16 protein-coding genes are annotated in these 24,688 nt (G+C 65.1%); 7 read left to right on the top strand and 9 right to left on the bottom strand.

Annotated features, from left to right (window positions below):
* Positions 1-300 precede the first annotated feature (300 nt).
* Both AIOL_RS08685 and AIOL_RS08690 read right to left on the bottom strand, forming a co-directional pair.
* Positions 301-963, bottom strand: a complete 663-nt coding sequence (locus AIOL_RS08685) for a DNA-3-methyladenine glycosylase I (RefSeq protein WP_049645342.1) — start codon at positions 961-963, stop codon at positions 301-303.
* A gap of 25 nt (positions 964-988) precedes the next feature.
* The gene (locus tag AIOL_RS08690) at positions 989-1,867 is read right to left on the bottom strand and encodes a LysR family transcriptional regulator (RefSeq protein ID WP_049645343.1); all 879 of its coding nucleotides are present in this window, start codon (positions 1,865-1,867) and stop codon (positions 989-991) included.
* Between the two features lie 21 nt (positions 1,868-1,888).
* Between AIOL_RS08690 and AIOL_RS24945 the strand changes: the two genes are divergently transcribed.
* On the top strand, positions 1,889-2,101 hold the full coding sequence (locus AIOL_RS24945) for a hypothetical protein (RefSeq protein ID WP_152912434.1): 213 nt from the start codon (positions 1,889-1,891) through the stop codon (positions 2,099-2,101).
* A 66-nt stretch (positions 2,102-2,167) separates the two neighbouring features.
* The gene (locus AIOL_RS08695; RefSeq protein ID WP_049642619.1) at positions 2,168-3,577 is read left to right on the top strand and encodes an FAD-binding oxidoreductase; all 1,410 of its coding nucleotides are present in this window, start codon (positions 2,168-2,170) and stop codon (positions 3,575-3,577) included.
* A gap of 274 nt (positions 3,578-3,851) precedes the next feature.
* Here the strand turns inward: AIOL_RS08695 and AIOL_RS08700 are convergent, their stop codons facing one another.
* The gene (locus tag AIOL_RS08700; RefSeq protein ID WP_049642620.1) at positions 3,852-4,667 is read right to left on the bottom strand and encodes a bifunctional allantoicase/(S)-ureidoglycine aminohydrolase; all 816 of its coding nucleotides are present in this window, start codon (positions 4,665-4,667) and stop codon (positions 3,852-3,854) included.
* The gene (gene puuE / locus AIOL_RS08705) at positions 4,664-6,088 is read right to left on the bottom strand and encodes an allantoinase PuuE (RefSeq protein ID WP_049642621.1); all 1,425 of its coding nucleotides are present in this window, start codon (positions 6,086-6,088) and stop codon (positions 4,664-4,666) included. Before puuE ends, AIOL_RS08700 begins: the two co-directional genes overlap by 4 nt.
* Positions 6,089-6,143: 55 nt before the next feature.
* Here puuE and uraH point away from each other — a divergent pair, with 55 nt between their 5' ends.
* Entirely contained in the window at positions 6,144-6,494 is a 351-nt protein-coding gene (gene uraH, locus AIOL_RS08710) for a hydroxyisourate hydrolase (protein ID WP_049642622.1), read from the top strand.
* Positions 6,495-6,550: 56 nt separating this feature from the next.
* Here uraH and AIOL_RS08715 read toward each other — a convergent pair whose 3' ends face one another.
* Positions 6,551-7,654, bottom strand: coding sequence for a Gfo/Idh/MocA family protein (locus tag AIOL_RS08715; RefSeq protein ID WP_082152488.1), 1,104 nt, complete (start codon positions 7,652-7,654; stop codon positions 6,551-6,553).
* A 362-nt stretch (positions 7,655-8,016) separates the two neighbouring features.
* Positions 8,017-9,765 carry an FAD-dependent monooxygenase gene (locus tag AIOL_RS08720; protein WP_049642624.1) on the bottom strand — a complete coding sequence of 583 codons (1,749 nt, stop codon included), beginning with the start codon at positions 9,763-9,765 and terminating at the stop codon, positions 8,017-8,019.
* 242 nt (positions 9,766-10,007) lie between these two features.
* On the opposite strand from AIOL_RS08720, the gene AIOL_RS08725 reads away from it, so the two are divergent.
* Complete coding sequence (locus AIOL_RS08725; RefSeq protein ID WP_049642625.1) at positions 10,008-11,174, top strand: amidohydrolase family protein; 1,167 nt, start codon at positions 10,008-10,010, stop codon at positions 11,172-11,174.
* A gap of 37 nt (positions 11,175-11,211) precedes the next feature.
* On the opposite strand, the gene AIOL_RS08730 is transcribed toward AIOL_RS08725, so the two are convergent.
* Positions 11,212-12,633: an FAD-binding oxidoreductase gene (locus tag AIOL_RS08730; protein ID WP_049642626.1), complete on the bottom strand. Its 1,422-nt coding sequence runs from the start codon at positions 12,631-12,633 to the stop codon at positions 11,212-11,214.
* Between the two features lie 22 nt (positions 12,634-12,655).
* Positions 12,656-12,898: a hypothetical protein gene (locus tag AIOL_RS08735; protein ID WP_049642627.1), complete on the bottom strand. Its 243-nt coding sequence runs from the start codon at positions 12,896-12,898 to the stop codon at positions 12,656-12,658.
* A gap of 145 nt (positions 12,899-13,043) precedes the next feature.
* On the opposite strand from AIOL_RS08735, the gene AIOL_RS08740 reads away from it, so the two are divergent.
* From AIOL_RS08740 to AIOL_RS08750, 3 genes are all read left to right on the top strand, one after another.
* Complete coding sequence (locus AIOL_RS08740; protein ID WP_049642628.1) at positions 13,044-13,736, top strand: M48 family metallopeptidase; 693 nt, start codon at positions 13,044-13,046, stop codon at positions 13,734-13,736.
* A gap of 140 nt (positions 13,737-13,876) precedes the next feature.
* The gene (locus AIOL_RS08745; protein WP_049645344.1) at positions 13,877-14,461 is read left to right on the top strand and encodes a heme NO-binding domain-containing protein; all 585 of its coding nucleotides are present in this window, start codon (positions 13,877-13,879) and stop codon (positions 14,459-14,461) included.
* A complete protein-coding gene (locus AIOL_RS08750; RefSeq protein WP_082152489.1) occupies positions 14,458-15,513 on the top strand; it encodes a GGDEF domain-containing protein in 1,056 nt (351 codons plus the stop codon). Before AIOL_RS08745 ends, AIOL_RS08750 begins: the two co-directional genes overlap by 4 nt.
* 177 nt (positions 15,514-15,690) lie before the next feature.
* On the opposite strand, the gene AIOL_RS08755 is transcribed toward AIOL_RS08750, so the two are convergent.
* Positions 15,691-24,513 carry a DUF7933 domain-containing protein gene (locus tag AIOL_RS08755; protein ID WP_082152490.1) on the bottom strand — a complete coding sequence of 2,941 codons (8,823 nt, stop codon included), beginning with the start codon at positions 24,511-24,513 and terminating at the stop codon, positions 15,691-15,693.
* Positions 24,514-24,688: the final 175 nt, after the last annotated feature.

A 24,688-nucleotide genomic window follows, 5' to 3' on the forward strand; every position in this document is an offset into this window, starting at 1 on the left:
CCGCAATTTTCTTGCAAGAAAATTGCGAAACTCTTCCAAGAGTTTCTTCAGCGCGACACGAGATGATCACTCTATCCCAACCTCTTACCGGAGTGCGGAGCCACTTTCCTTGGAAGGAAAGTGCAAATCTCTTGCAAGAGATTTGGCGGGCCCAAAGGCACGTTCCAGGCCAATACCCGCCGCCATACCTCTCCGATCTTCACGAAATCTCAACCCGACTCACCACACCCTATACGGGTGGTGGTTGGGGTACTGTCTGGGCAAACGCAGATACGCTCGGAATGCTCTGACGCAGATCACCTAGCCAATGCTCAGTGCCAAGACGCGGCTTATCTCGGTAAGCGAGCGCCCGGACTCCTGTGACCAGGCGTTGAACGCGTCCTGGGCTTTGCGCATCGCGCCCTTGGAGGTCGGTGCTTTGTCCACGACCCCCTCTGCCACCAAACGCGCCACCACGTCGCGGCTGAGTATGAAACCGTCCACTTTCATGAACCGCAGCGCGTAGGCCCCGGTGTTTCCGCCAAGGCGTGTTCCGCGCGTCTTTAGCACCTGCAGCAGCCCAATGAAGTCCTCGCGCGGCCAGTTGGCGATGACCTCGGCGGCGGGTTTGCCATGCTCGGCGGCCAGCTCTTGCAGCATCGCGGCGTTGTCGCGCACCGATTGGATCTTGGCGCCGTGGCGCACGATCCTGGTGTCTTGCACAAGCGCGTCGAACCAGGCGTCATCCATCATCGCGCAGCGTCCGACGTCGAAGCCGTGGAAGGCGTCCTCAAAGCCGGCCCATTTCGCCTCGATGACTTTCCAGTTGAACCCCGCGCGGAACACGTTCTTGCTGAGCTCGGACAGAACGCGATCATTGGTCAGCCCGGTTGGGTCCGCAAGGCTGCCGATCTTGGCGCGCAGCGCCTCTGCGCCGCCGTGGCGCTCTGCGGCGATCTGATAGATCTCATCGAAACTGCGCATCAGCGCCTCCTGTTTGTCGCCGAGCTTAGCCCGCTTTGGCCTCATTGCGAAGCCAGCGCGCGAAGGCGCGCGCCTTTGGGCGCATCACGCCGGGGCGGTGCACCAGGAAATAGCCCGTGCCCAGGTCGTTGCCCTGGAACAGTACGACAAGATCGCCGCGCTCCAGGTCCGGCTCGATAAAGGCGCGGGTCGCGGCAACGATGCCCTGGCCAGAGCGCAGCCCGTCGAGAACCAGGTTGCCGGGCAGGGTGGTCAGGCTCTTGACGTGCCCCTTCACCACGCCATGGCGGGACAGCCAATCGTTGATCTCGGTGGTGCCGAATTCCTGCAGCCAGGGGAAATCCAGCAGGTCCTCGGGGCGCTGCACGTCGCAATCGCCAACCAGGCTGCGCGCGCCCGCGATCACGAAATCCGTCGCGACCAAGAGCTGAGCCTCCAGCCCCGGCCAGGTACCGTTGCCGAACCGGATCGCCAGGTCGAGCCCGCCGGGCTCCAGCGCCAGCGGTTCGGCGGTGGGGTTCATCATCAGGTCGATGTCGGGATGCTGGGCGCGAAAGCTTGTCAGCCTGGGCATGAGCCAGGCTTGCGCGAACATCGGCGTGGTGGTGATCTGTAGGGCGCGGTCCGCATCGGCGCCGGTGAGCGCCTCGATCTCGCGGGTCATGCGCCCGAAGCCTTCGGTCAGGGCCTCGCCTAGCCGTGCGCCGGCGTCGGTCAGCCGCGTGCCGCGCCCGTCGCGTTCGATCAGCTGCTGACCCAGATGCGCCTCTAGCGCGCGGACCTGCTGGCTGATGGCGGCGTGGCTGACATTCAGCAGCGCGCCGGCCTTAGAGATGGCGCCGCTCTCGGCCAGGGCCGCGAAGGCGCGCAGCTGGGCCAACGGGGGAAGGTTTCGCAGCGACATAATGTAATCCATGCTTACATAATGGAATTATTGCTGACTGGCATGAATCCCTCCGAATGGCAATATTCATTACCAGAAGAGAACTCCAAGAGGACAAGTCAGATGATCAACCCATATGCTACATCTTTCATGATCGCCGCCCGTTTGGACCGCGCGCTGCCGCGCCATCCGTCGCAACAGCAGTTGCGGCGCTGGGACGCGCCGCCGCACTGGCGGGACACAGGCACGCGCTAACGTAACCTCTTGCCCTGCGCCAAAAAACCCGGCATCCCTTGGGTAAATAATTCAGGGGAGGCCGGTGTGAGCGTGATTGAGGGACTAAAGGAAATCGTCGGCGCGGGTCATGTGCTGACGGGCGCGGACACCGAGAAATACGGCTCTGACTGGATGGGGCGCTATATCGCCGAGCCCATCGCCGTTGTGCGCCCCGGTTCCACCGAGCAGGTGAGCCGCGTCATGGCGCTGGCCCATGACCAGGGGATAAAGATTGTGCCCATCGGGGGCAATACCGGGCTGACCGGCGCGACCTATGCCGAGGGCGCGGTGATGCTGTCGCTGGAGCGGCTTAACAAGATACGCGAGATCCGCGCGGATGCCCGGCTGGGGATCGTTGAGGCCGGTGTGATCCTGTCCAATCTGCACGATGCGGCCGAGGCCCATGGGCTGGTGTTCCCGCTGACCTTCGGCGCGCGCGGCTCGGCGATGATCGGCGGCGCGTTGTCGACCAACGCGGGCGGCTCGAACGTTGTGCGCTATGGCTCGACGCGCGGGCTTTGCCTGGGGCTCGAAGTGGTGTTGGCGGATGGCCGCGTGATGGACCTTATGAGCCAGGTGCATAAGGACAACACGGGCTATGACCTTAAGGATCTGTTCATTGGCGGCGAGGGCACCCTTGGCGTGATCACCGCCGCGGTGGTCAAGCTCTTCCCGAAACCGCAGGCCTATGCCACGGCGATGATCGCCACCCCGGGCGTGCCCGAGGCGCTGCGGCTCTTGAACCGCCTACAGGCCGAGACCGGCGGTGCGGTCGAGGCGTTCGAGTTCATGGCCGGTAGCTATATCGAGAACCACCTGCGGATCATCGAAGGCGCCAAGCCGCCCTTTGAGAAGAGCTACGACGTCAATATCATGCTCGAGGTCGCCGCGACCTCCCCGCGGGACGCCGCGCCCGCCGAGGACGGCTCCATCCCCGTGGTCGAGCGCCTGGAACAGACCCTGGCCGACCTGATGGAGGAGGGCGCGATCCTGGACGCGGTGCTGGCCAAGACCGAGGAGCAGCGCCGCGCCATCTGGAAGCGCCGCGAGGACGCCGCCGAGGTCGGCCGCGGCGAGGGGAGAAAGATCGGCACCGACATCTGCGTGCCCACCGACAAGGTGGCCGTTTTCCTGGAGCGCATGGAGGCCGCCCTGCCGCGGCTTGATCCCGGGGCCACGGATTCCTGGGTCTGCCATCTCGGCGATGGCAACCTGCATTATGCCGTGTTCCCGGCGACCGACAGCCCCGAGACTGACAACGCGATCGTGGAGCATATCGAGGGCGAGGTCCTTGAGCTTGGCGGATCCTTCTCGGCGGAGCATGGCGTGGGGCTGATGAAGAAGGCCTCGATGGCGCGGCGCAAGGACCCCGTGGCGCTGGATGTGATGCGCAAGCTCAAGGCGGCCTTGGACCCGAACGGCGTGTTGAACCCCGGCAAGGTGCTGCCGGATTAAGGCAATGTAGCGATTTCCTGCGTTTGGTTTCCGGCGGATCTTGGCGCGCCGCAATTTTCTTGCAAGAAAATTGCGAAACTCTTGCAAGAGTTTCCTCAGCGCGCCCCGAAGTGATCCGTTAATTGCAACCCCTTGCCCACTTGCGGGCCCAACTTTCCTTGGAAGGAAAGTGCAAATCTCTTGCAAGAGATTTGGCTGGTCCAAAGGTCGGCGCTAGGCCAGCCAAAACACATCACCGGTCAATCAAGTCAGCCAGAGCCGAGGCCCAGATCGATCAGATCGCCAGCGCGGGATGCCGGTTCACATCCTTGTAAAGCAGGTAGCGAAACGGCGCGTCGCCGGTCGCAACACAGGCCTGCGGGCAGAACGCCCGCAGCCACATGAAATCGCCGGCGCCGACCTCGACCCAATCCGTGTTCAAAAGATAGCGCGCGGTGCCCGACAGCACGTAGAGCCCATGCTCCATCACATGGGTCTCGGCGAAGGGGATGCGCCCGCCGGGCTGGAAGGTCACGATGTTGACGTGGCAATCATGCGCCAGATTCAGCGGGTCGAGGAAGCGCTGCGTGGCCCAGACGCCGTCGCAATCGGGCATGGGCACCGCGGGCACATCTTCGTCATGGGTCACGAGAGCGTCCGGCGGGGTTATGCCGTCCACGGGTTGATAGCGCTTGCGCACCCAATGCACGCCCGCCGGTTCGGCGCCGGTGTTCCAGAGCGTCCATGGCGCGCGCGCGGGGATATAGGCAAATGAGCCCGGTCGCAGGTCATGGCGCTCGGAGCCAATGGAAAGCTGCACCGTGCCATGCGCCACGAAAAGTACCGCCTGCGCATCCTGGTCGGGCTCTGGGCTGTCGCTGCCGCCTTCTGGGTCGATCTCCAGCGCGTATTGCGCGAAGGTCTCGGCGAACCCGCTCATGGGGCGCGCCAGGATCCAGGCGCGAGCGTTGTGCCAGCCGGGCAGGAAACTGGTGACGATATCGCGCTGCACCGAGGCGGGGATCAACGCGTAGGCGGTGGTGAAGACCGACGCGCCTTCAGGATCGGCGTCCTGACGCGGCAGCCCGCCGGGGGGGAAGGCGTAGCTCATGGCAAAAGTTCCTTTAGCCGCAGTTCGGCGATGCGTTCGACCTGCGCGCAGGCCTCAGCGAATTCGGCGTCGGTGGCTTGCTCCAAGCGGCGCTCAAAGGCGGCCAGGATGCGCGCCTTGTCGTGGTCGCGCACCGCGATAATGAAGGGAAAGCCGTGCTTTGCCACATAATCGGCGTTGAGTTGGGTGAAGCGCGCGCGCTCGTCATCCGTCAGCGCGTCGAGCCCGGCGCTGGCCTGCTCGGCGGTGCTCTCAGCGGTGAGCCTTTTTGCGGCGGCCAGTTTGCCCGCGAGGTCGGGATGGGCGCGCAACACGCCCAGGCGCTCGTCTTGCGAGGCGGTGCGGAAGGCGCGGCAGAGCGCGTTATGCAGCCCCGCGGCGCGGTCATGGGCGGGCCCGAGCTCGGAATTGAACGCGCGTTCAGAAATCCAGGGAGAATGCTCGAAGATGCCGCCGAAGGCCTCAACAAACGCAGTCGCGCCCATCTGTGAGGGCAAGCGGGACAAGTCCCGCCCTACGGCGGGATGCGCCCGCTGCCAATGCTCGGCGATGTCGATCCGGCGCGGGCACCAAACGCCTTCATGTCCCTGAATATACTCCATAAACCGCCGCAGCGCCATCACGCGCCCAGGCCGCCCCACCAAACGGCAGTGCAGCCCGATGGACATCATCTTGGGCGCCCCCGCGGCCCCCTCGGCATAGAGCGCGTCGAACGTGTCGCGCAGATAGGTCTCGAACTGATCGCCCGCCGAATACCCCGCCGTAATGGCAAAGCGCATGTCATTGCAGTCCAGCGTGTAGGGGATGATCAGCTGCTCGCGCGCGCCGATGGGCTTCCAATAGGGCAGGTCGTCGTCGTAAGTGTCCGAGATATAGTCAAAGCCCTGCTCGGCGGCGAGCCGTACGGTGTTAATCGAACACCGTCCCGTGTACCAGCCGCGGGGTGCGGCGCCGGTGACCTCGCTGTGCAGGCGCACGGCCTCGGCGATCTGGGCGCGTTCCTCGTCCTCCGGCATGTCCTTATGCTCGATCCATTTCAGGCCGTGCGACGCGATCTCCCAATCGGCGTCCTGCATGGCGCGGACCTGCTCCGGCGAGCGGGCGAGTGCCGTGGCCACGCCATAGACCGTGGGCCGGATCGCGAGCTCGCCGAACAACCGATGCAGGCGCCAGAACCCGGCGCGCGCGCCATATTCGTAGATCGATTCCATGTTCCAGTGCCGTTGCCCCGGCCAGGCGGCGGCGCCGGTGATCTCGGACAGGAACGCCTCGGAGGCCGGGTCGCCATGCAGGACGTTGTTTTCGCCGCCCTCCTCGTAGTTCACCACGAATTGCACCGCGATCTTGGCCCCACCGGGCCATTGCGGGTCCGGGGGCGTCGGCCCATAGCCGATCAGGTCGCGCGGGTATCGGTCTGGCATTGCTCGCAACTTTCTGTTTTCAGTGGTATTTGACCGAAACCACAGGGGCTCTGCAATGGGATATCTCACGACGCATGTTCTGGACACCGCGCGGGGGCGCCCGGCGGAGGGGATCAAGATCGCGCTTTATCGGGTCTCGGGCAACAGCCACCGCAAGATCGCCGAGGCGGTGACCAACGCGGATGGGCGCACGGATGCGCCGATCCTGGGTGAGGAGAAGTTTAAGCTGGGCAGCTACGAGCTCATCTTCTTTGCAGGCGACTACCTGCGTGCCACGGGTCAGGCCGCGGGCGAGGTACTGTTTCTTGATCAGGTGCCGATCCGCTTCGGAATGGCGGAGGACGACCACTATCACGTGCCGCTTCTTCTGAGCCCGCACGCGATGAGCACCTATCGCGGAAGCTAGTGCGGGACCTTTGCCAGGGTTGCGGTGTCTGTTTGGGTGAGGTGCCTGGGCCGGGCCTAGACCTGCGTCACCTCGCACCAGGCGCCGGCTTCTGAGGATCGCCAGACCGCGTCCACCACCTCGGCCACCGCCAACCCATCCCGGAAGGTGGGCCAGACGGCCTCGCCGGTCTCGATGGCCCGCAGGAAATCTTTCGCCTCGATGATGATCGTGTCCATATAGCCGGTGCCGTGCCCCGGGCCGAGGCAGAAGGGCTCGAAATCGGGATGCGCGGGACCGGTGAGGATCTTGCGAAAGCCGCGCTCTGCCTCCGGCCCCTCGGCGCGGTAGAGCCAGAGCGCGTTCTGGTCCTCCTGGTCGAAGCGGATGGCGCCCTGGGTGCCGTGTATCTCGTAAGCGTAGCCCATTTTGCGCCCCGTCGCGAGGCGGCTGGAATAGATATGCCCCTGCACGCCGCCTGCGAAGCGGCACATGATTTGCGCGTGGTCGTCATTGGTCACGCGCCCGCCGGTGCGGTGCTCGTGCACGCATTCCACGCTGGCCATCACATCTGTGATGGGCCCCATCAGCGCCAGCGCGGCGTTGATTGGGTGCGGCGCCAGGTCGCCCATATTGCCATTCGCGCGCCCCTCGCAGCGCCAGTTGTAGGGGATCGTCGGATCGGCCAGGAAGTCCTCGGTATGCTCGCCGCGGAACCATGTCAGCTGCCCCAAAGTGCCGTCCGCAATGAGCTGCCGCGCGAACTGGCTGGCGGGCGTGCGGATGTAGTTAAAGCCCGTCATGTTGGCCACGCCGGCGGCCTCTGCGGCCTCGGTCATCGCGCGTGCATTCTCCAGCGTGTCCGCCAAGGGCTTTTCGCAGAGCACGGGCTTGCCAAGCGCAAAGGCCGCCTCTGCAATGGCGCGGTGGCTGTCCTGGGGCGAGGCGATCACCACGGCCTCCACCGCGGGATCGGCCACGAGCGCCTGCCAGTCCGGCGCGGCGCGGTCAAAGCCGAAGGCGTCGCGGTATCGCGCCGCGCTTTCCGGCGTGGAGGCCGCCACGCTCACAAGGCGCGGGCGCAGTGCGGTGTTGAACACCGCACCCACCGCGGACATGGCCACCGCGTGGCACTTTCCCATATAGCCGCCGCCGACGATGCCGATGCCGATCTCTTTCATGGTGCCCCCTTTAGAGTTTTGCGCGCCGCGCGTTGTGCTGCGCGGAGTGATGCCGCCCAGGGACGGATTTGCAAGGTGGAAAGTCTATGGCTGCGGTTTACTTGCAGCCCTGAACGGTTCGGTCTTTGGTTCCCGCATTGGCCCTCACAATGTTTCAGAACGCATCACATGGGGCCGGCGATCTGGGCGCGTTCATAATATATTAGGGCGACTCACCAAATAATAAGGGTGGGTGGATGGGGGTAAACCCTCCGCAAAAGGGCCCCCACCCGCCACCCTGGCATGCTTCATGCGAATCGGTTGCGGACGGGTTAACGCGATCACGAAATGTTACGGGCTTTAGCGCAGCCCGCTTTGAAAATCTATCCAGTGATGCACCGGACAACGGTCTCCGGCAACCGGTTCTCCAAGGGCAGAACATGCGAGATATGCTGATCCGGTCGCACGAGGACCAACGCACCGCCGTCTCGGTCAACGCCGCGCATCTGGAAAATATCCGAAGTCGCTTCGGCGCAGAAAACCCTCTCGAAATCCTGCAATCCCAATGCACCCGTGCAGGGCAAGAGCATCTCCGGCAGGCCGGTCACCTCAACCTCGCGGTAGTCGTGCTGCAGCACGACACGCAGATCGACCGGAAGCGCTGCGTCAAACCCGTGGCAGAATGCGCCAAGGGCATGCTCCGCGCGATCCGCAAAGGCAAAGAGCCGCCAGCGCCCGTCCGCTTCGACCACATGGCCCAGCTCCATCAGCTTGCCATCGGCGGCACGGCGCACGGGCGCGGAGTGGACTCGCGTGCCCTCCACAAACCCCTCGGCCAAGCCCTGATGCGCGCCATCGCCGACAATCAAAGACGGCGCGTAGCGAAACGAGACCCCGGCGGTAAACCCTTGATGCGCCGAGAAATACTCCTGGAACTCTTGGCTCTCACGCGCCGCCGGGCGTTCCGCAAACCGCTTGGCCCAATGCCGGTCGAAGCCGATCAGATCGGCGGCCACTTGATGCCGCTCGGCGTTGTAGCTCTGCAAGAGCCCCGGCGTGCCATCCCCGCGTAGCACCGCCGCCAGCTTCCAAGCCAGATTGAACCCATCGCCCATCGACACGTTCATGCCTTGCCCCGCCTTGGGGCTGTGGGTGTGGCAGGCGTCCCCCGCAATGAAGACCCGCGGATCGGGGCCGTCATCAAAGCGCGGGCAGAGCCGCTGGCCGATCTCATAGACGGACCACCAGGGCACCTCTTTGGGCTCGATATAGTAGGGCGCAAAGATCCGGTTGGCGGCGGCAACCAATTGATCCAACGTGATATTGCGGGCCGAGATGCGTTCCTGCGCGCCCAGCCTGTCCAGCTCGACATAGACCCGGAACAGGTTGCCGCCCTCCCTTGGGATCAACACGATATTGCCTGGGCCCGAGCGGATCACGCATTTGAACCGAATGTCGGGGAAATCCGTGACCGCCAGCACGTCCATCACGCCCCAGGCCTGGTGCGCGGCCTCGCCCTCCAGCGCCAGGCCCATGGCGCCGCGCACGGCAGAGCGCGCGCCGTCGCAGCCCACCAGATATTTCGCGCGGCAGCTCTCCGGCCCGTTCGGGCCTTCAAGCGCCACAAACACGCCACCCCCATCGCGCGCATAGCCCACAAAGCGCGTCTCGTAATCCGGCGCCAACCTCCGCGGGCCGTTACGCATGACCTCCAGGTAGAAATCATGCACCCGCGCCTGGTTGAGGATCACATGGGGCATCTCAGACAGCCCGTCCTCGACGTCCTGGATGCGGCCCGTCCGCTGGATGCCGCCCGCCTCTGAGGGCCCCCAAAACACCGTGTCGTTGACCCAATAGGCCTCTTCCATCACCCGGTTCGCGAAGCCGAAGACCTGGAACATTTCCATCGAGCGGCAGGCGATGCCGTCCGCCTGGCCCAGCTTTAGCGGGCCGTCCTTGGCCTCCACCAGGCGGGAGTTGATGTCGCCGAACTGCGCCAGATAGGCGGCGAGGGTCAGCCCGGCAGGCCCGGCGCCGACGATCAGAACATCGACGTCGTCCTTCGCCCCGGCCTCGACCTGCGGCGCGACGCGCGGATCGCCCGTTCGGAACCCGTCCCGGTGAAACTGCATATGCCTCCCCTCGCAATTCACCTGTGAGGTTTGCAAAACTTGCGGCGGTGAACAACAGCCAAAGGCGTGTCGCGCTCAGCCGACATGCTCGGTCCAAGGCCGATCTGGGCCGCGCTGGGCAAGGTGATCCCGACCGGAACACTCGTCGCGCCGTCCAGGGTGATCGACCCAAGCTAAACACCAAGCTTGACGCGGCGCTCCAAACCTATTTGCATACAAATGATATCCAGGGGAGGAACGCGATGGAAAAGCTCGTGATCAAGAACATCGGTCAGATCCTGTCTGGCAAGATGGAGGAGCCGATCTTTGATGGCGACTGCCTGGTAGCGGTGGACGGCAAGATCAGCGCCTGGGGCAGGGAGGCGGACCTGGATACCGAGGGGGCGACTTGCGTGGTGGACGCCCACGGGGTGACCCTGGCGCCCGGTCTGATCGACAGCCATGTGCACCCGGTCGTGGGCGATTACACCCCACGCCAGCAACAGCTACACTGGATCGACAGCACGCTGCATGGCGGCGTGACCACCATGATCTCGGCGGGCGAGGTCCACATGCCCGGCCGCCCCAAGGACATCATCGGGCTCAAGGCGATGGCGATCGCCGCGCAGCGCTGGTACGAGAACTTCCGCCCCTCCGGCGTCAAGGTCCACGCGGGCGCGCCGGTGATCGAGCATGGCATGGTCGAGGAGGATTTTGCCGAGCTGGCGAAATCCGGCGTGAAATATCTGGGCGAAGTCGGCCTGGGCACGGTCAAGGATGGCAAGACCGCCAATCAGATGGTCGATTGGGCGCGCAAATACGGCATTCAAAGCACGATCCATACCGGCGGGCCGTCGATCCCCGGCTCGGGGCTCATTGATGCCGATATGGTGATGGAGACCGGCACCGATGTGATCGGGCACATAAACGGCGGCCACTCGGCGCTGCCCGACGACCAGATCATCTGCCTCTGCGAGAGCTGCACCAAGCAGGCCTTCGAGATCGTGCATAACGGCAATGAGCGCGCCGCGGTGCTGACGGTGAACACGGCGCGCGAGCTGGGCAAGCTGGATCAGGTGATCCTGGGCACTGACGGACCCGCGGGGTCGGGGGTGCAGCCGCTGGGCATCCTGCGGATGATCGCGATGCTCTCTGCGTTTGGGAACGTGCCCGCCGAGATTGCCTTTTGCTTTGGCAATGGCAACACCGCGCGGCAGCGCGACCTGGATGTGGGGCTGATCGAGAAGGGCTATTCGGCGGATTTCGTGCTGCTGGACCAGGCGCAGCACGCGCCGGGCAAGACCATGCTCGAAAGCGTCCAGCAGGGCAACCTGCCCGGCGTTGGCATGACGATCATCGACGGGGTGATCCGATCCGAGCGTAGCCGCAATACGCCGCCCGCACAGCGCCTGCCCGAATGCATTTCGTGATCAAGCCGCCAGAGCGGCGGGACGAGCAAGCTGGGTTTCAGCCTGGGCCGGCGCGCAGCACCGCGCCGGGGTTCATGATCCCGTTCGGGTCAAGCGCGGATTTGATCGCCCGCATCGCGGCAAGCTTGGAGGGGTCGCCGTAGCGCTCTAGATCCGGGGCCTTCAGCCGCCCGATCCCGTGCTCGGCACTGATAGAGCCGTCCATCTCGTGCACCAGGTCATGCACGATGCGTTGCACCTGCGGCTTCTCGGCGATGCGGTCGGCCTTGGCCTCGCCCGGTAGCGGGAAGGCGTTGAAATGCAGGTTGCCGTCGCCCAGATGGCCAAAACAGTTGATGCGATAGGCGCCGTGCTGGGCAAGCCGCTCGGAGGCGCGGGCGATGTAGTCGGGTATGGCCGATAGCGGTAGCGAGATGTCATGCGAGGCGATGGCGCCGACGCGCTTATTGGCCTCGGGGATGGTCTCGCGGATGTGCCAGAAGTCGCGCCGCTGCGCCTCGGATTGCGCGATAAGCCCGTCGCTGACCAGCCCGGCCTCGTGCCCGCGCGCAAAGAGCGCCTCGAGCGCGTCCTGCGGCGCGCGTCCCGGGCCAAGCCCAAGATCGACCAGCACCATCCAGTCCGGCGGGTCAGCAAATGGCTGGCGCAGCTCGGGCACCGTCTCTGCCAAAAAGCGCAGCCCTTGGCCCGAGATCAGCTCGAAGGCAGAGATCCCCTCGCCGATCACGTCGCCCGCCATTGCCAGAAGCTCCAGCGCGGCGGCGGGCGAGGGCACCACCATCAGCGCGGCACCCGTGGCCGCGGGCAGGGGGTAGAGCCGCAGCGCCGCGGCGGTGATCACCCCCAGCGTGCCCTCGGCCCCGATCAGCAGGTTGCGCAGGTCATATCCGGTGTTGTCCTTGCGCAGCCGCTTGAGCCCGTGCCAGATCGACCCGTCCGGCAGCACCGCCTCGAGCCCCAGGCACAGCTCGCGCGCGTTGCCGTAGCGCAGCACGTTCACCCCGCCCGCATTCGTGGATAAGAGCCCGCCAATGCGCGCCGAGCCCTGCGAGGCCAGCGTCAGCGGAAAGAGCCGCCCGGCCTGCTCTGCGGCCCCTTGGACGGTCTCCAGAATAGCGCCCGCCTCGGCCACCAGCACGTTCTCTGAGGGGTAGGTGGCGCGGATCGCGGTCATGCGCTCGAGCGAAAGCAGCAGCGGCGCGGGGCCCTCGGGCAGGACCTGCCCGCCGACCAGCCCGGTGCCGCCGCCATAGGGCACCACCGGCACCCGGGCGCGGCCAGCGGCGCGCAATATCGTGGCAACCTCCTCGGTGGAGCCCGGCGCCAGGACCAGCCCCGCCTGGCCGCGATAAGCGCCGCGGGGCTCCTCCAGATAGCGCGGCGCGACCTCGCGAAATGCCGCCTGGGGCAAGTCAGCGCGCAGGGCCTCGGCAAACTGCGCGTCGGCGTCGTTCAGCATTGTAGGTTCTCCGTGCGCCCGCTTAGCGGTCCTTGGCTGCGGCGATCTGATAGATCCCCTCGGGTAGATCCAGCGCCGCGCCCAGATCACGCAGCTGCGCGTTCGAGAGCGTGACCGTCGAGACCTCGCCGCTATCGGGATCGGCCTGCTCTATGGTGACGCAATCCTCGAAGGCGTTGATTGTGATGTCCTCTTGCCGGTGCGAGGCGACCTCGTCAACGAGGGTGATCACGGTGGCGTCGAATTCGTGCTCGATGGTGAACATGGCACCAGCCTAGCCTGCGGGGTTCGGTTTGCAAGGCCCTGCGCGGTCCTGAGGCGCGATCTTTTGCGCATGCGCGCAATCGCGTCTGGCCGCGGCCGGCATGTCTGCTAGATTGCGCCTAACTTCTTTGGGAGAACGGCAGGTGATGCGCCCATTCTTCGTGATATGTGCGGGCCTTGCGCTGGCGGCCTGCACGACCGTGACGTCGCCGCCCGCGACGGCTCCCGCGCCGGGCAATGCGTCCAATGCGGCGCCCATCAACAGCTTCTCAGCCGTCGTCGCCCGGGTCGAGCCGGTGGCCGAGCAGGTCTGCCGCGAACGCGCGCCGCGCTTGAATTGCGACTTCGAGATCTTTGTGGACCGGCGCGCGGGTCTGCCCGCCAACGCCTTTCAGACCGTTGATCGCAATGGCCGCCCGATCATCGGCTTCACCGCCTCACTTGTCGCGGAGCTGCGCAATCGCGACGAGCTGGCCTTTATCCTGGGTCATGAGGCGGCGCATCATATCGCCGGTCACCTGTCGCGGCAGCGCGACACCGCCCTGCGCGGCGCGCTTGTGGCGGGGATCCTGGCTGGGATCGGCGGCGGCAACGCGGGCGACGTGCGCAGCGCGCAAGAGGTCGGCGCCACGGTGGGCGCGCGGGTCTACTCCAAGGAGTTCGAGCTAGAGGCCGATGCGCTGGGCACGGTGATCGCCTATCGCGCCGGGTTCAATCCCAGCATCGGGGCGCTTTTCTTCACGCGAATCGCGGATCCGGGCAATCAATTCCTGGGCACGCACCCCCCGAACGCGCAGCGCATCCAAACCGTGCAACGCACGCTGGAGACGCTGCGCTGAGGCGGGCTGCTCTACCTGACAAACATTTGAACAAAAGTGCTCGCCCCAAGGGAGAGTTCGGGGCCCGTTTCTTTCCACTATTTTCATTTTTTTAAGGCCTAGCGGCTAATCCGTCCGATAAAGAATCACGAGTGAAGAATATGCACGGCCTGATAAACCGATCGATTCAATGTTTCGTCCGCGACAGCTATGGTGTCGAAGCCTGGCAAGCCGTTGCGGCTGCTGCAAATATTGGCGATGACGGGTTCGAGGCTTTGCTGCGATACGACCCCGCGATCACCCATGCAATTCTGGCCAGCGCCGAATCTCATCTCGACAGCCCGCGCGCGATGATACTGGAGGATATCGGCAGCTACCTCGTGTCTCACCCCAATTTGCACGCGCCGCGACGGCTCTTGCGGTTCGGCGGCGGGTCCTTCGTTGATTTCCTGTTCTCGCTGGACGAGCTGCGGGGCCGCGTGCGGCTGGCCGTTCCGGATCTGGAGTTCCCATTGCTGGAGCTGCTGGATCACTCCTCGCGCGCCTACACGCTTTTGGTGACGTCGCAGCAGCCGGGGTTCGGCCATGTGCTGGTCGGTATGCTGCGTGGCATGGCCGACGATTACGGCGCGCTGGTGTTCTTGGAGCATCGCGGGCGCCGCGACGGGGTAGAGACGATCTCGATCGACCTCATAGAGGTAAGTTACGCGCAGGGCCGCGACTTTGCCTTGGCGCCAACCGCATGAAGGCGGCCGCAAACGCAGATATCCTGGGCATGCCACTCGCGGCTTTGGACGCCCTGATGCCGATGCATGCCATCGTGACGCATACGGGGCATATCCGCCACGCCGGGCCCACGCTGAACAAGCTCGCGCCAGGGGGCAGCCTTGAAGGCACGCGGTTCCTTGAGGAGTTCGAACTGCGCCGCCCCCGGGCGGTGAGCCTGATCGCAGAGCTGGCTCAGGGCGGCCACCAGCGGCTAAACCTGCGTCTGCGCCGCCGCGATGACATCCCGGTGAAGGGGCTGGCGGTGCCCATGCCCGAGACCGGCGGCATCCTGGTCAACCTGTCATTCGGGGTGTCCTCGGTAGAGGCCATCACCGCATTTGATCTCAGCAGCGCGGATTTCGCCGCCACCGATCTTGCCATCGAGCTGCTCTATCAGATCGAGGTCAAGAACGCCGTCATGGAAGAGAGCCGCGATCTCAACATGCGCCTGGAGGGCGCTAAATCCGCCGCCGAGGAGCAGGCGCATTCGGACCCGCTGACCGGGCTAAAGAACCGCCGCGCGATGGAGCTGATCCTGGCGCGTTACCGCTCCTGCCGCGAGAAGTTCAGCCTCATCCAGATGGATCTGGACCACTTCAAGCCGGTGAATGATACGATGGGCCACGCCGCGGGCGACTTTGTTCTGCGCCGCGCCGCCCAGATCCTGCTTGAAGAGACACGGACAGAGGATTCCGTCATCCGCTGCGGCGGTGACGAGTTCGTCTTGCTCTTGCACCGCGAAACCGACCCTGTGCGCCTCAGCAAGGTCGCCGGGCGCATCCTGGACCGGCTGGCCGAGCCGATCGCCTTTGAGGACAAGGTCTGCCAGATTTCCGGCTCGATGGGGATCACGATGTCGGACGAATATTCCGAGATTGATATCGAGCAAATGATGGTCGATGCCGATGTGGCGCTTTATGCCTCAAAGGCGGCGGGCCGGGCGCAGTACACTTTCGTGCGCGAGATTGGCGGGGTGGGGCAGTCGGCCTCGTCGCTATCGGACGCGCATCCGCGCTACCGTACCGGCTAACGCGTTTCGCGTTTCACCAGGGAGCGGCTTGGCACCAAACCGCCGCGCAACATTCTGATGTCGCGCGATTTTCCGAGGCTCGGGGCGCCCTCATTATTCCAAAGGCCCCTGCAAAAGAAAACGCGCGCCCAGACCCGGGCGCGCGCTCTTTGCCTGCGTGGATGCGCCCGGCGGGCGCTACCGCGCGGTCGGCTTTTGCAGCGGGATCTCAAGCTCGAAGCTCAGGCCCCAGGCGTCAAAATCCGATCTAAACAGCCCGTCATAGGTGGCGCCGATCCCCAGCTTGGTGCCGTTCTCTTCGGTCACCGTCACCCCGGCCTTGAGGCGCCCGCGCCAACCGCTGGTCGAGGCCGTGTCGGGGTTGGTCACCGTCACGCCGCTGGTCTGGCCGAGGTTATAGATCGCATCGACGCTGAAATAGGGCGCGATGATCTCGCCATCATCGCCCAGGAACCGCCCGGTGAAGGTCGGCCCGATCTTCAGCTGCCCCAGCTCCACCGTCTGCGACGGGATCGAGGCCCCGGTGCTGTCGATGTAGCTGTCCTGCGTCTCGCGGTAATAGGACAGGCTGGCGGTTGGCGAGATCGTCCAATTGCCCTGCTGGAAGTCGCCGCTGAGGCTGGCCGAGGCCAGCAATCGCCGGGTGTCGAAGCTGTCGGTATAGGTGTTGAACGGGCTCACCTTGTTGTTAGAGGCCCCGCCCGCGAGGCGCGCGTCGAAGTAGAGGTTCGGCGCGAGCTTTGCGGTCATATAGGGCCCGATGAGCCAGCCCGAGCCGCTGGCCGACGAGATTGCCGTGTCATCCTCCATCGAGTCAAAGGACACCATCGCGCCGATCAGCAGGTTCTCGTTCAGCACGTAATCCGCGCCGATATGCGCCGCCGTGAAATGCCCGGTGCCGTTGGTGCCGGTGTCGAACTCCTTGTGATGGGCCTCGAACCAGGCGTCGAACCGGTAGTTTGGCACGTAAATGGCGTCCTTGGTCGAGCCATGCGCAAGCTGCACGCTGGCCGCGGCCTGGCGCACCTGTAAGAGGCTGGACTTAAAGCTGTAATTGCCCGGCTGCATCGTCGCGGTGAAGGGCAGCATCGCCTTAAGATCGCCATTGGCGAAGCTCAACGCGCTTGCATTGCCAAAGCCGCGGCCCAGCCGGTCGCGCCCGCGCGCGCCCAGGTTCGGCTCGGTCGACAGGATCAGGTCCGCCCGCTTTGTCAGGAACTGGTTGATCACGTCGACGGTCTGCTGCACCGGGCTGAGCGCGGTGAATGTACAGGTCACGCTCTCGAGCGGCGAGAGCGTCAACGCAATCGCGTTGTTGGCCAAGTCCACGCTGCTGTCGCCGTCGTCGCAGACCCCGCTATCGAAGGCGACGCCCGTTGGCGGCGCGATGGCAACCGAATAGCTGCCCTCGCTGCTGCGCAGCGGCCCTTGCGTGCCCGTGCCGCCAGCCACCGCCACCGTCGCGTTCAGTTCTGTCGCGCTGGACGAGAAGGCATAGCTGCCATCGCTGCCGGTCACCACATAGGTCACAAAGGCCCGCGCGATGGTGTTCACCACCAAGTCGGCATCACCCACCAGGTTAGAGAAGTCGCCGATCGCGTTCGCGATCACGTTGACCTTCAGCTCGCAACTGCCATTGGCAGGCACCGTGGCGCCCGAGATCTGCACCTGGGTGCTGCCCTCCACCGCCGTGACCGTGCCGCCCGAACAGGTGGTCGACACGTTCGTGCCCGCCATCGCGTTCGCCCGCGACGTCGCCGCCCCGCCCACGTTCAGGCCCGCCGGCAGGTTCTGGATGAAGTTCAGGATCTGGTCGATATCGGCGTCATTTTGGAACAGGAACACCAGCTCGGTCAGCTCAAACAGCTCGATGATTGGCGGGTTGAACGAGGCCGCAGAGGTGATCGGCACCGCGTTGACCGTCAGCGAGGCCGTCGCCACGGGCGAGGCGCTGGGCAGATCGCTGGTCAGCTCGCTGCTTGTGTTGTCCAGCGAACCCGTGGTCAGCGCCTGGACCTGCACCGAGAGGGTACAGGTCGTGCCCGCCGCCAGCGTGCCGCCGCTGAGGCTCACCAAGCCGCTCAGCGCCGTCGCGGTGAAGGTGCCTCCGCAAGTATTGGTCGCCGCAGGCGCCGACGATACGATCAGCCCCGCGGGGAAGCTGTCGGTGAAGGCCATCGACGCCGCCTCGATCGCGTTGGCGGAGTTGTCGATGGTGAAGGTCAGCGTGCTGGACGAGCCTAGATCGATTGTTGCGGGCGCGAACGCCTTGGCAAAGCCCATCGCCGCCGCCGCGTTCACCGTCAGATCGGTGGCAGCCGCGCTCCCCGTCGCAATCGACGAGGTCACATCAAAACCCGGGTTGGTCAGTGTGCCGGGCAGCGTGGCGCGTAGGTCCACCGCGATGGCGCAGCTTGCGCCCTCGGCCAATGTGCCACCCGATAGCGACACCGCGCCAGTGCCCGCCGCCGCCGTCAATGTGCCGCCGCAGGTGTTGCTCTCATTCGGCACCGCCGCCACCTGAAGCCCCGCGGGCAGGGTGTCGGTGAAGGCCAGGCTGGCCGCCTCGATGCTGTTGCCCGCATTGTCGATGGTGATCGTCGCCGTGGTCGTCTGGCCCTGCTCGATCGTGGCAGGCGCAAAGACCTTGGTCACGACCGGTGCGGCCGCCGCGTTGGCGGTCAGCGAGACCGGCGCCGAGGTCGCCGTGGCAATGCTAGAGGTCAGGTCCATCGCCGGGTTGGTCAGCGTGCCCGCGCCTACGGCGCGCAGCACCACCACAACCGTGCAGCTTGCGCCCTCTGCCAAGGTGCCGCCGCTGAGGCTAAAGCTGCTCGCGCCGGTTGTCGCAGAGGCCGTCCCGCCGCAGGTCGTGCTGATCAGAGAGCCCCCGCCCGACGCTGTCCCAATCACGAGCCCGGCGGGCAGGGCGTCGGTGAAGGCCAGGTTGCTTGCTTCAATCGCGTTGGGGGCGTTGTCGATGGTCACCGTGGCGGTCAGCGACTGGCCCTGGTCAAGCGTGCTAACCGAGAACGCCTTGGCAAAGCCCGGCGCCGCCGCCGCATTCACGGTCAGATCCGTGGCCGCCACCGTGCCGGTGGCAATCGACGAGGTCACGTCGAAGGCTGGGTTGGTCAGCGTGCCGCCATCCAGCGCGCGCAGCGCCACCGTGACCTGACAGCTCGCGCCTTCGGCGATGGTGCCTCCGGACAGCGCGAAGGAGGACGCGCCCGCATTCGCCGTCAAGGTGCCGCCGCAGGTGTTGCTGCCCGCCGGGGTCGGCGCAACCACCAGCCCCGAGGGCAGGGCGTCGGTGAAGGCGACGCCGGTGGCCTCAATCAGATTGGCCGCGTTGTCGATGCTGACCGTGGCCGTGGTGGTCTGGCCCTGGTTGATAATCGCGGGCGCAAAGCCCTTGGCGACGACCGGAGCGGATGCCGCGTTCACCGTCAGGATCGCAGAGGCCGCCGTTGCGGTCGCGATGTTCGACGTCAGATCAAACATCGGGTTGGTCAGCGATCCGGCCTCCAGCGCGCGCAGCGTCACCGACACCGCGCAGGTGCCACCGCCCGCCAGGGCGCCGCCCGAAAGCGCAAACGTGGACGCGCCCGCATTTGCTGTCAAACTGCCGCCGCAGGTGTTGGTCTCGGCGGGCGTTGCCGCGATGACCAGCCCCGCGGGCAGCGTGTCGGTGAAACCCATGCCGCTGAGGTCAGCGGCGTTGCCTGAATTGTCGACCGAGACTGTGGCCACAACCGTGCCGCCCTGGTTGATGGTGCCGGCCCCAAAGGCCTTGGCAAAGCCAGGTGCTGCGGCGGGGTTCACCGCCAAATCGGTCGCCGCGGCAGTGCCGGTGGCGATGTTGGAGGTCACGTCAAAGGCGGGGTTGGTCAGCGTGCCCGCCGCGTTGCCGCGCACGGTGACGCCGACCGAGCAGGTCGCACCCGCCGCGACGGTGCCGCCAGAAAGCGAGATCGTGCCAGAGCCCGCACTCGCGCTGAACGTGCCGCCGCAGGTGTTGCTCGCCCCCGGGGTGGGGCCCACGACCATCCCTGAAGGGAACGCGTCGGTGAAGGCGACGCCGGTCATCTCCAGGAAGTTCGCGCTATTGTCGATGGTGATCGACAAGGCGGAGGTCTCGCCCTGGGTGATCGCGCTGGGTGTGAAGGTCTTGGCCACGCCCGGCGCTGTCGCCGGATTGATCGTCAGCGGGGTGGCCGCTGCGGTCGCCGTGGGCAGCGACGAGGTCAGGTTGAGGCTCGGGTTCGCGATGCTGCCCGAGCCCAGGCTGTCCACGGTTACGGTGACTGTGCAGGTCGCGCCAGCGGCGACCTCACCGCCGGAGTAGAGGATGCTGCCGCTGCCCGCGGTGGCGGTGATCGTGCCGCCAGTACAGGTCGTGCTGGCATTGGGCGTCGCCGCGACCACAAGCTCGACGGGCAGAGTGTCGCTGAACTGCAGCGAGGAGGCCTCGATCGAGTTCGCGCTGTTGTTGATGGTGAAGGTCGCCGTGGTGGTCTGGCCCTGCTCAATGGTGGCCGCGCCGAAGGCCTTGGCGAAGGTCGGCGCCACGGCGGGGTTCACCGTGATGTCGGCGGTTGCCGCGGCGCTGGGCGTTGGAAAGAACGACCCAAGCTGCGAAGAGGTGTTGGTCGCCGTGCCAGAGCCGCGCGCATTCAAAAGCACCGAGACCGTGCAGGTCGCGCCCGCCGCCACAGAGCCGCCCGAGAAGACCAGGTTGCCGCCACCCGCCACCGGGTTGAATGTGCCGCCGCAGGTGCTCGACGACACCACCGGCGCGGCAACGCTCAGGTCCACGCCCAGTGGGAAGCCGTCCGTGAAGTTCAGATTATCCGCCGCAACCGCGTTGGCCGTGTTGTCGATGGTGAAGGTCAGCGTGGTGTTGGCGCCCTGGTCGATGGTGGCGGGCGAGAACGCCTTGGAGAAGCCCATCGCGACCGGCGCGACCAGCGCGGTGTCGCTGTCGGTGGCCGAGTTATTCGTCGCATTGGGGTCCAGGACCGAGGCCGTGGCCGTCGCCGTGTTCGACAGCGTGCCCGTCGCGGTGATGGCGATGTCGCAGGTCGCGGTATAGGTCACCGAACTGCTCGCAGGCATGCTCAGCGTCTCGGCGATATCGCCCGAGAAGGCCGCCGTGTTGCCGGTGGCCCCGCCCGCGGCGACCGAAGTGGTCGCACAGCCCAGGTCAGCGGCGAACGTGTCCGCCACGCTCACGGCTGGATCCGCAGAGGGGCCCGCATTGGCCACCACAATCGAGTAGGTCGTCGTGCCACCCGAATTGGCCGAAGTCACGCCGTCAGATTTGGTGATCGAGATATCCGCCGTCGCCGGGGCCGAGGTGCTTGCGGTTGCGGTGTTGTTGCCCGCAACGGGGTCGGAGGTGCTGGAGGAAACCGTGCCGCTTGCCGAGACCGTGCCAGAGGTCGCTGCGTCCACTGTGACGGTCAGGGTGTATTGCGCATTGCCACCAGAGGCGATGTTGCCCAGCGAGCAGGTCGCGGCGCCCGAGGGGTCCTCGGCACAGCCGGTGGTCGACACAAGCGTGGTGCCGGTCGGCACGGGCAGGTTCACTGCAACGCTCTGCGCCGTCTGGGGCCCGGCATTCGAGGCCGTGACCGTATAGACCAAGTTCTGACCCGGGGTCACAGGGTCGGGGCTGTCCGCGATGGCCAGCGACAGGTCCGCGACGGGATCGGTCACGATAAGGTTCGCGGTCGCCGGGGGCGCCAGGGACAGCCCAAAGGAAACCAATTCAGAGGTTGTGTTGAGATACGTCGCGCCTGTGGCCGTAACCGGCACCGAGAAGCCGACATCAAAGGTACAGCTTCCCCCCGACGCGTCCAACGAAAAGCCCGACGCCGTCAGCGAAGACGTGCCGGTGATGCTGCTGCCAAGTCCGCAGGGCGCGCTCGGCAGCGAGGTCGCCACAACGCCGGTCAGCATCGCGTTCAGATCGTCGGTGAAGCCAAGGTCGCTCAGCGCCGTCGTGTTCGGGTTGCTCAGTGTGAAGGTCAGCGTCCCGCTTTCGCCGGAGGCCACGGAGCCGCTGAAGGACTTGCTAAAGGCCAGCGGCAGGATCGAGGACACGCTGAGTTGCGCGGTGGCGGGGTCGCCAGTCACGGCAAGGCCGCCGATATCGCCGGTCACGCTTGATGTCGTATTAGTGTAGGTATTGTCCACTGCACCGCCCGGCACTGTAACCGCAACGGTGATCGTGCAGGTAGCAGAGGCGGCAAGGCTGGTGCCCGAGACGGATATCGTGCTGGTACCCGTGCCTCCGACCGTCGCGCCGCAGTCGTTCCCGGCGACCGAGGCGAAGGTCGTACCGGGCAGCATCGCCGCCAGATCGTCGGTGAAGGCTATGTTGCTGATCGCCTCGGTGGAGGACAGGTTGCTCAGCGTGAACTCCAGCGTCGCGTTGTCGCCGGGCGCGACGGGGTCATCCGTGAAGGCTTTGGACAATTCGATCTGAAGGCCTTGCACGTTCAAAATGTCTGTTGCTGGGTCCACAACAACAGGGCCGCCGCCCTGAGTGGCCGACAGCGTGCTTGTTGTGTTGCCGTAAGAGCCATCTGCCGTTCCAACAGGAACCAAAACCTCAACATCTATTGTGCACGACATGCCCGAGGTAACGCTGCCGCCGGTGTAAATTAGGAAGGTGGTGCCAGACAGAGTACCGCCACAGGTGTTGCCAGAGGGGCCACCGGTCGCCGCAAGCCCGGTCAAATTCTGTTGTAGGTTATCCGTAAAGGATGTGATCGTCGCGTCTGCGGTGGGGTGCACGTTGCTGATGGTAAAGCGCAGGGTCGTGGTATCGCCCGCCAAAACAGTATTGGTCAGGAATTCTTTCTCAAAGGTCAGTCCGGCCACGGTCAAGTCAGCGCTTGCGGTGCCGAAAGTCTCCACTGTGCTGCTGCCGCTCGGCGTCGCCGAAAGAGCGGAGGTTGTATTGGTGTAGGTCCCAATGGCGGCGGCCGCAGGCACGTCGAGCCGGGTGACGATGGCACAGCTAGTACCTCCGGTCAGGGAGCCACCGGTGTAAGACAGATTGGTCGTGCCAGTCAGGTTGCCGCCGCATTCGTTAGAGATCACGGCGTTCAGCGAAGTGCCCGCCAGCATAGCGTTTATGTCATCGGTAAACGAGATCGCTGTGGCATCCGTGCTGTCACCGCTGCTGGTGATCACAAATTCCAGGTCAACCGTGCCGCCAGGAACTGCCGTGGCCAGGAAGGACTTAGCAAAGCTCAGGTTCAGGTTCGTGCCGACCGTCATGGAGCTGGACGCCGGGGTGCCGGTTCGCGTGGCCCCATTGACGGTGCCCGATGGCGCACCGGAGGTGAAGTTGTACTGCAGCGGCGGCAGATCGGAGTTTAGCCCGATATCGACATCAAAGGTGCAGCTGTCTCCTGCGGCACCGCTGGTCGCCAAGCTCGCGCCCGTTAGCCTTAGCGCCTGCTGATCAGTGTCCAAAAAGGCCAATGAAAGAGACGAGCCGACTCCGCAGGGGGGATCCGGCATCGGCGGGAGACTGGCGTTGGTTGGGAAGGGAAGGGGCGGGTTCATCTGCACATCGAACGTGCCGTCTGTAAGCGCAGAGCTCGCGGCATTGCTCAGCGTGAAGGACCAGGTCGAAACCCCGCCAGCATTGCCGTCAGGTGTCGTAAAGCTCAGGACCGGGGGCAGGTCCAACGCTGCGAGTACGCTAAGGTTTGCCGTCGCGGCGTTGCCGGTAAGCGACATGCCACCCACATCTGCCGTAACCGCGGTGGATGTGTTGGTGTAGCTGCCCGTCGATACGCCCGCCGGGACGCTGATGGTAACAGTGATGTTGCATCGCAAGCCCGCACCGACCGTGCCGCCGCTGTAGCTGAGCGAGGATGTCCCCACGCCAGAGGGGGTGCCGCCACATGTATTCGTGCCGATGGCCGTGACCGTGCCTGCCAAGGCGCCGAACAGCGCTGACATGTCGTCGGTGAAGGCGATGTTGCTGGCAGCGTCCGAGCGCGACCGGTTTAGGATCTCAAATTCCAGCGTCGCGCTGCCGCCCGCCGCGACGGGGTCGTCGGTGAATTCTTTCGTAAGCTGCGGCGCTCCTGCGGGCGCGCCCGTCACTGTCAGGGTCGCGGCGGCGCTGCCGGAATCAAGGAAGGGCTCGGTGACGTTTTGCAGGCTACCGGGCACGCTGGCGGTCACATCGGCGGAAACCGTGCATACCGTACCCGCGGGCAGAGCGTTCACCACCATGAAAGAGGGTGTAAACACTAAGCCGCCGGTGGACTGCAGTTCCAGTATGCTGCCGCCGCCGACGCCGGTTAGTGTTTGGCTTTGCGCCACCGGGCAAGTCGTTGCGGTGTTCGGCGGATCGGCCAGCACCATCCCGGCGGGCAGGTTGTCAGTCAGTGTGAAGTTTTGCGCATTCGCGCCGGCGCTGTTGTCGACGGTTAGCGTCAACCGAGAGACCCCGCCGATGCCAATTGTGGTGGGCGCGAACGCCTTTCCGACAGCCGTTGCCGCGGCGTCCACGGTCAAGCCGACACTGGCAGAGGCACTGCTGCCGTTAGAAGTGTTCAGCGTGGCAGGGCCGTTGGTGGCCGTGGCGGTCGCTGTGACGTTGGCCTCCACCGTGCAAGTCGCGCCGGGGGCAAGCTGGCCATCTGCCATAGCGATCGACGAGCCGCCGGCCATGGCAGTGACTGTGGCGCTCGATGCGCTTGCCCCGCCGCAGGATGTGAAAGCGTTCGGGGCCACCGCAACCGTAATGCCTGCGGGCAGAGCGTTGGTGAAATCCATACTGGTCACCGCGCCGCCGCTGGAGTTGTCGATCGTAAAGATCATCCGTGTGGTGCCGCTGGGCGCGATCGAATTTGGGGTGAACCCCACCGTGAAGGCTGGCTGCGCCCAACTCGGTGAGCCTGCAGCCGCGACGGCAACAAAGAAAATTGCGGAAAGCGCTCTGTTCAGTTTGGAAAAAATCGACATCCGTGCCCCTAAATCAAAACATTGAGTATGGGGGCTTTGGCTTGATGGGGTCGACACACTAAATCTTGCACCACCTCAACTCATACGAACTGTTGACCCCTAGATCTGACGTAAATGTTGCATGGGCTGGTTTTGTTTCCAAAGAAAATTGGGCGGCAAAACCCAAGGTTTCCGA

Source organism: Candidatus Rhodobacter oscarellae (assembly GCF_001078595.1).
Taxonomy (GTDB): domain Bacteria; phylum Pseudomonadota; class Alphaproteobacteria; order Rhodobacterales; family Rhodobacteraceae; genus Rhodobacter_B; species Rhodobacter_B oscarellae.